Source organism: candidate division WOR-1 bacterium RIFOXYB2_FULL_36_35, from assembly GCA_001771505.1.
Classification (GTDB): Bacteria; Margulisbacteria; WOR-1; order XYC2-FULL-46-14; family XYC2-FULL-37-10; genus XYB2-FULL-36-35.
Window position 1 is genome coordinate 1 of sequence record MEUA01000051.1, and the last position, 6,820, is coordinate 6,820.

Sequence of the window (6,820 nt, forward strand, 5' to 3'; positions counted from 1 at the left end):
TGATCTTGCAAAAGACCAAAAAGATATTCTGGAAGATGATATTTTAAAAATGCACCGTCTTTTTTATGAGAAAATAGATGAAAACAATGCCGGAAAATATCGCAGAGTACAGGTCTTTGTTTCAGGCACAGATTATGCTTTTCCAAAACCTGAAGTGGTCTCAACTTTGATGAAAGATTTTATTAAAAACATTCAAACCCGGAGAAAAAAACTTCATCCTATAGAACTTGCCGCATGGTTGCATTATCAATTTGTAAACATTCATCCTTTTGTTGATGGAAACGGCCGTGTTGCAAGGCTCCTTATGAATTTGGCATTACTTAAGTCAGGTTATGTAATAACCGTTATTCCACCTACAATCCGCTTAAGTTATATAGATATCGTCAAAACCTGCCAAAAAGACGGAAATCCTAGACCATTTTTTGATTTAATTTCCAACATGGTTTGGGAAGGGTTAAAAGAACAACTTCGTCTGCTAAAAGGGACAATAGACTAGGAAGTAATAAAAAAAGCTTCTTTTCCAATCAGTCTCGACTGTTTTTAATCTTATAGATCGTTTATTAAACCACCTTGATGAACCATACTAATTTAACATAGAAATCGAAATCTTTATGTTTTATAAAAGCAAACAATATCTCATCGTTTATATTAATATTCTTAGGTAAGCTATAACCGTTATCATTCTTTAGTTTACTAATTGATTTATATCCGGTTAAATGCATTTGTCCGGTATTTCCGATATACATGCCATCAAATATTGCAAAATCATTGTTTATTCTTAACTTAATTTTTGAGTTTTTATTAACTGCAATTGGTTGAAAATGTCTAATTTCACGAACATGAATCGTATCATCGGCATAAATATAATTGAGGCTATAATTTTCTGGTTTAAACACTGAAAATTTTACATAGTTTGGTTTTACCGATTGATTATTTATTTCGAGGTTTATATCATTGCTAATTTTGTTTTCTATTGCTTCTATAAACGGGTCAAAGCTAGAAAGAGTTACTGAATCAATGGAATTCATAAGATATATGATGTTTTGGTATGAATAATTTCTTGTTAAATCCATCTCATTTATTTTCTTAAAATATATCTCTTCTGATTCATTTAAATGTAATTGCAAATTCTTAATTTCATGTGTTAAGTCGTTTTCTGTTTTTAAGCTGATATTTCTATTATAATAATTTGGCAACAACAAAATCCCAACAATAAATAGAGTAATAAATAAAGTAATAATTATTTTTATATTCATTTCTTTTCGCACCTAAATTTTTCCCCGTTTTGTTTTTTTCTCTTTTCGGTTCTTCCGTTCTTTAGTTTCTCGGTTCTTCAGTTCTTTAGTTTCTCAGTTCTTCAATCTCCCCCACCACCCTCTATTATCAACATACCACCTGATCGTCGCAATCAACGCCTCATCAAATTTGGCCTTCGGAGACCAGCCTAACTCTTTTTTAATTTTTTCAATCCCTAACGAATACCTTCTATCATGCCCCAACCTATCTTTCACAAATTTTACGATATCTTTTGATTTACCAAGTTCTTTTAAGATAATATCCACTATCTCGATATTCTCCCGTTCATTTCCCCCACCGATATTGTAAACCTCCCCAAGCCTCCCTTTATGGAAAACCACATCGATTCCAGAACAATGGTCGTCAACATAAAGCCAGTCTCTTACATTTTTGCCATCACCATAAAGAGGAAGCTCCTTTCCTTCAAGTGCGTTTGTTATAAAAAGTGGAATAAACTTTTCAGGATATTGATAATGACCATAGTTGTTGGAAGCTCTTGTGATTAAAACAGGGAGTCCATGAGTTTTAAAATAGGCCCTCACGATAAGATCTCCACCAGCTTTACTTGCGGCATATGGACTGTTTGGAGCCAAAGTACTTGTTTCAGTAAAAGAGCCTGTTTTAATACTTCCATAAACTTCATCCGTTGATATGTGTAAAAACTTAGATATTTTATTTTTTTTCACAGCTTCAAGAAGAACATAGGTTCCATAGACATCGGTCTGAACAAAAGAGCCTGCGGAAACAATCGAACGATCAACATGAGATTCTGCCGCAAAATTGATGATAGCATCAACACCTGCAATCGCCTTTTCTACAGCAACAGGATCGCAAATATCACCTCTTATAAAACTGTAATGTGGATTTTTATCGACATCAGAAAGGTTTTCTAAATTTCCTGCATAAGTTAATTTATCAAAATTGACAATAGAATAGTCAGGATACTTTTGAAGAATATACCTTATAAAATTACTTCCAATAAAACCCGCACCACCTGTTATTAAAATTTTCATATATTATCCTTCCTTTCTGCTAATAAAAGAATATTTTTTGCCATCCCATTTATAAACATCTATTGATTTTTCTTTTTCTTTCCAATGTGCAACCAAAATCTCAACCAACCCTAACAGTTCTTTATTTCCATAAAAAGATTATTTTGCCCATGGTTTATCCTTCATAAAATCTTTGACTTCTTTTAGCATATATTCAAACTAAATTGACGGGTTTTGTATTACATCATACTCTTTTTCGATAATCTTCTTAAAAGAATCCGAAGTTCTATGCCAATCTAAGACATCAATTCTAAATGAAATATCCGAGTTTTCAAATTCTTCCTTTAATCGAATCAGTGTTTGGCGTTTAATTTTTTCTTTACCAACAATAACTATATCCATGTCTGAATATTTTTTTATCTTGTTAGTCAATCGTGATCCAAAGAGACGAACTTCACATTTTGGAACATATTTTTGCAATATATCTTTAATAATTTCAAGATATTTTTTATCAACATTAATCATTATGTTCTTTTAAGTTTTGTAATAACTGCTCAGCATCTTTTAGAAATTCTTGCGCAGATTCAAAAACTTCTTGAGCTGTCGTTTTATCATAAGTATGGACTGTTTCATTGCGGCTATCATGATACTCCATCCACTCTTCAACATTTTTAATTAACTGATGCTCAGCCGCTATTCTAAACAATTCTCTACGATTTAATCCATCAATGTAAACACTTCCTAAATTATTACTAAGCCATCGCTTCATAAATTTCCAGCACAATTCATAAGTAAATTCAAAATTTTGGATTACACCAGCTCTTATAGTATCTTTAGCGGCATCACTCATTGAGGACATCTCTTTTTCCGAACAAGCAACAGCTAATGAGGATTGCAAAGAATTTATAGCTTGAATTAAACTTGTGAAATCTAACATAAAAACGCACTCCTTTTAGAATCTAACTACTATTAATACCCATTATTTTATCACACAATCAAGCAAATTTTTTGGAGTGTTTTTAGTTTTAAATAAAAATCCTATGAGCCCGTGATATAATAATGCAGTTGGCTCGAAGGTTAAACTAGGAGGATATTATGTTGCAAGCTATTATAGTTGTTATTGTTCTGTTATTATTGTTTTTGTTTTTTGCCGGGATAAGAATTGTAAGGCCGACAAGCCGTGGTCTTGTTGAAAGGCTTGGAAAATATAAAAGGTTCGCAATGCCAGGGTTTAACTGGATTATCCCGATAATCGATAATATTTATGTTATTGATATCACGGAAATCATGGTTGATGCCCAACCTCAAGAGATAATTACCAATGATAATTTGAACGCAAAAGTTGACGCGCAGATTTATTTTAAAGTTAAAGATGATGAGGAGAGTGTAAAAAAGTCTCAATATCATGTCAATAACTATAAAAACCAAATAGTAAACTTAGCAAGAACCACCCTTAGAAATATCATAGGAACCCTGACTTTAAAGTCAGCCAATAGCGAAAGAGGGAAAATAAACAGTGAATTGCAAAGAACTTTAAGGGAAGAGACGCATAGTTGGGGGTTGGAAATTGTAAGGGCGGAACTCAAAGAGATAGATCCTCCAAAAGATGTTCAAGAAACAATGAATAAGGTTGTAAAAGCTGAAAATGAGAAAATCGCGGCTATTGATTTTGCTACTGCTACTGAAACTGTGGCCGATGGTCAGAGAAGGTCAGAAATTAAAAAGGCAGAAGGCGTAAAACAAGCAAAAATATTAGAAGCTGAAGGTGAAGCTTTAGCTATTAAACTTGTCAATTCCTCCGCAGATCAGTACTTTGTAGGTAATGCCCAACTTTTAAAAAAGCTGGAAACAGTTGAAAAATCTTTGGCAAATAACGCTAAAGTTGTAATACCTTCAAATGCCGAACTTGTAAACGTTATCGGAGAATTAGCCGGAGTTACGCCGATAAGAAAGTAATTATAACCTGATCTTTCCTTCAACTAAAAGAGTAGATCGCTCGAGCGATTCAAATGTTCCCGCGTCTGACCACCAGCCGCTTAAAAGGGAATATTCGAGCTTTTTGTTTTTTAAATAGGCCGAATTTACGTCCGAGACTTCAAGCTCCCCACGCCTCGAAGGCTTAAGATTTGAAATAATATCAAAAACATTTGAATCAAAAAAATATATTCCTGTTACAGCAAAATTGCTCTTAGGCTTTTTAGGCTTTTCTTCGATATTTATAACTTTGCCATTTTTAAATTCAACAACCCCAAACCGATGAGGATCATTAACTTCTTTTAATAAAACCATTGCCCCTTCTTTTTGTTTTGAAAACTTCTCAACAAAAGGAGCCAGGTCATCTTGAAAAAGATTGTCTCCTAAAATAACAACCATCTTATCTTTATGCGCAAAATCATGCGCAAGCCCCAACGCTTGAGCTATCCCTCCCGCTTCATCCTGCACTTTGTAGGTAAACTTGCATCCAAATTCCTTGCCACTCCCCAAAAGAGTAACAATATCCCCCATATGTTCAACACCTGTAACGATGAGAATGTCTGTAATCCCAGCAGATATTAACTTTTCAATCGGATGATAAATCATCGGCTTGCGGGCTACAGGCAAGAGGTGTTTGTTTGTAACTTTAGTCAAAGGATAAAGCCTACTCCCCGTCCCACCAGCCAGAATAATCCCTCTTATCTTTTCAGATTTTCCCGCCATTTCAAAACTCCTTAAACTCCCTCTCCCTCTGGGAGAGGGTTATTTCTTGCCAATTTCTAAAATACCTATAACTGGGTGAGGGCTAAATTCCCAGGGTCTCTTTCTGCCCTTTGATAATTTTCTGTATCCCCTTTTTTGCCAAGTCAATTAATTCGTTTAACTGATTTTGTGAAAAAGGTTCTTCTTCAGCTGTCCCTTGAACTTCAACAAGTTTTCCGCTTTCTGTCATGACAATATTCATGTCAACTTCTGCAGTCGAGTCCTCAGAATAATCCAAATCTGTAACACAAACTCCTTTTACAATCCCGACAGAGATGGCAGCTAAAAATTCTCTAATTGGGATTTTATCTATCTTTCCTGATTTTTTAAGATACAACATTGCATCATACATCGCAACAAATGCGCCTGTTATTGAAGCTGTACGAGTTCCACCATCTGCTTGAATGACATCAGCATCTATATGAATTGATCTTTCACCTAAAGTTGCAAAATCAACCACAGCCCTTAAAGCCCTTCCAATTAAACGTTGTATCTCTTGGGTTCGCCCTTTTACCTGCCCGCCCCTTTCCCTCTTCATCCTTTGATCCGTTGCGCGGGGAAGCATAGAATATTCAGCCGTAATCCACCCAAGTCCTGTATTTTTTCTGTGATGAGGAACAGATTCTTCGACAGACGCAGTACAAATAACTTTTGTATCACCTACTTCAATTAAAACAGACCCTTCGGGATGTTTTAAGTAGTTCCTTGTAATTTTTACAGGCCTTGGCTGATTTGTTTTTCTATTATAATTTCTAGACATTTATTTTGTCGGAGATTGTCTCTTTACCTTGGACATTTTTGCTAAGCCGATCTCTTCCAGCCTTAATTGTTCTTAAAATTCTACTGGAAGTAAGCTCCAAATTGGATAGAACTTCATCCGCATATTTGTCGGCGCCTTCACGAACCTGTTGGGCAATTTGATAAGCTTCCTGAACTATTTCTGCGCTTCTCTCTTTAGTTGAAGAAGATGGGCTGGCTGGTTGTTTTTCTTCCACTACAACAGTCTCTTTTGTTTCAAAATTTGCGGGAGGAGAGACTCTGATTGCATGATCTCTATTTATGGCTTTTTTTGCAAAATTAGATCCGCCTTGTATAACTAAACGAATTTTATCTATGAGCATTAACACCTGTTCTTCATTAACAATGACCTTTTTGGACATTGGAACTTTAAATCCCTCAAGAATAGTAGCTTCCAAACTATCTAACAATCCTAACACTTCCATTTTTATTCCCCCCTTCAATATATAATATAGTGTACTGTTTACAGTTAACAGTTTACAGTATTTTTGCCTCTACTGTACACAGTAAACTGTTAACTTTTTTTTAGTCTCTCTGCCACATTTTCCGGTACCAGATTGTGAACATCCCCGCCAAAATGGGCTATCTGTTTTACAATGCTAGAACTCAAATAAGAATACTTGTAATCGGTCATCAAAAAAACAGTTTCAATTTTGGGATTCATTTGACGATTTGTAAGCGCCATTTGGAACTCGTAATCAAAATCAGAAACAGCTCTTAATCCTCTGATAATAGCTTCAAACCCTTTATGCTTTGCATAATCGACAAGCAAACCATCAAAATAATCAACCTTTACCTTTTTTATATCTTTTGCGGCCTCTTTTAACATTTGAAGTCTTTCTTCCAATGAAAAATAGGCATTTTTATCAGGATTGGAAATCACAGCGACACATACCTCATCAAAAATCTCTGCCGCCCTTTTTATGATATCAAGATGCCCATTGGTTATAGGATCAAAACTTCCCGGATATACCGCTTTTTTCATCAAAACTCCCTTT

9 protein-coding genes and 1 pseudogene are annotated in these 6,820 nt (G+C 34.9%); 2 read left to right on the plus strand and 8 right to left on the minus strand.

Annotated features, from left to right (window positions below):
• Positions 1–496 (plus strand): annotated as a pseudogene (locus A2290_04775) (hypothetical protein).
• Between the two features lie 64 nt (positions 497–560).
• Here the strand turns inward: A2290_04775 and A2290_04780 are convergent.
• The 4 genes from A2290_04780 to A2290_04795 form a co-directional block, all read right to left on the minus strand.
• A complete protein-coding gene (locus A2290_04780) occupies positions 561–1,256 on the minus strand; it encodes a hypothetical protein (protein OGC13559.1) in 696 nt (231 codons plus the stop codon).
• Positions 1,257–1,349: 93 nt separating this feature from the next.
• Positions 1,350–2,309: a dTDP-glucose 4,6-dehydratase gene (locus tag A2290_04785; protein OGC13560.1), complete on the minus strand. Its 960-nt coding sequence runs from the start codon at positions 2,307–2,309 to the stop codon at positions 1,350–1,352.
• 198 nt (positions 2,310–2,507) lie between these two features.
• The gene (locus A2290_04790) at positions 2,508–2,813 is read right to left on the minus strand and encodes a hypothetical protein (protein ID OGC13561.1); all 306 of its coding nucleotides are present in this window, start codon (positions 2,811–2,813) and stop codon (positions 2,508–2,510) included.
• On the minus strand, positions 2,806–3,225 hold the full coding sequence (locus tag A2290_04795; GenBank protein ID OGC13562.1) for a hypothetical protein: 420 nt from the start codon (positions 3,223–3,225) through the stop codon (positions 2,806–2,808). The genes A2290_04790 and A2290_04795 overlap by 8 nt, the downstream gene beginning before the upstream one ends.
• A 158-nt stretch (positions 3,226–3,383) precedes the next feature.
• Between A2290_04795 and A2290_04800 the strand changes: the two genes are divergently transcribed.
• Positions 3,384–4,244, plus strand: coding sequence for a hypothetical protein (locus tag A2290_04800; protein ID OGC13563.1), 861 nt, complete (start codon positions 3,384–3,386; stop codon positions 4,242–4,244).
• Here A2290_04800 and A2290_04805 read toward each other — a convergent pair whose 3' ends face one another.
• From A2290_04805 to A2290_04820, 4 genes are all read right to left on the minus strand, one after another.
• Positions 4,245–4,964, minus strand: coding sequence for a spore coat protein (locus tag A2290_04805; protein OGC13567.1), 720 nt, complete (start codon positions 4,962–4,964; stop codon positions 4,245–4,247). It lies immediately after the preceding gene.
• Positions 4,965–5,067: 103 nt separating this feature from the next.
• Positions 5,068–5,784, minus strand: coding sequence for a ribonuclease PH (locus A2290_04810; GenBank protein ID OGC13564.1), 717 nt, complete (start codon positions 5,782–5,784; stop codon positions 5,068–5,070).
• On the minus strand, positions 5,777–6,247 hold the full coding sequence (locus A2290_04815; GenBank protein ID OGC13565.1) for a hypothetical protein: 471 nt from the start codon (positions 6,245–6,247) through the stop codon (positions 5,777–5,779). The genes A2290_04810 and A2290_04815 overlap by 8 nt, the downstream gene beginning before the upstream one ends.
• A gap of 89 nt (positions 6,248–6,336) precedes the next feature.
• The gene (locus tag A2290_04820; GenBank protein ID OGC13566.1) at positions 6,337–6,807 is read right to left on the minus strand and encodes a pantetheine-phosphate adenylyltransferase; all 471 of its coding nucleotides are present in this window, start codon (positions 6,805–6,807) and stop codon (positions 6,337–6,339) included.
• Between the last annotated feature and the right edge of the window lie 13 nt (positions 6,808–6,820).

What these genes read in the sequence shown, in the direction of transcription:
- A2290_04780 (OGC13559.1), bottom strand. Translation starts at nt 1,256, where the DNA reads ATGAATATAAAAATAATTATTACTTTATTTATTACTCTATTTATTGTT.
- A2290_04785 (OGC13560.1), bottom strand. Translation starts at nt 2,309, where the DNA reads ATGAAAATTTTAATAACAGGTGGTGCGGGTTTTATTGGAAGTAATTTT.
- A2290_04790 (OGC13561.1), bottom strand. Translation starts at nt 2,813, where the DNA reads ATGATTAATGTTGATAAAAAATATCTTGAAATTATTAAAGATATATTG.
- A2290_04795 (OGC13562.1), bottom strand. Translation starts at nt 3,225, where the DNA reads ATGTTAGATTTCACAAGTTTAATTCAAGCTATAAATTCTTTGCAATCC.
- A2290_04800 (OGC13563.1), top strand. Translation starts at nt 3,384, where the DNA reads ATGTTGCAAGCTATTATAGTTGTTATTGTTCTGTTATTATTGTTTTTG.
- A2290_04810 (OGC13564.1), bottom strand. Translation starts at nt 5,784, where the DNA reads ATGTCTAGAAATTATAATAGAAAAACAAATCAGCCAAGGCCTGTAAAA.
- A2290_04815 (OGC13565.1), bottom strand. Translation starts at nt 6,247, where the DNA reads ATGGAAGTGTTAGGATTGTTAGATAGTTTGGAAGCTACTATTCTTGAG.
- A2290_04820 (OGC13566.1), bottom strand. Translation starts at nt 6,807, where the DNA reads ATGAAAAAAGCGGTATATCCGGGAAGTTTTGATCCTATAACCAATGGG.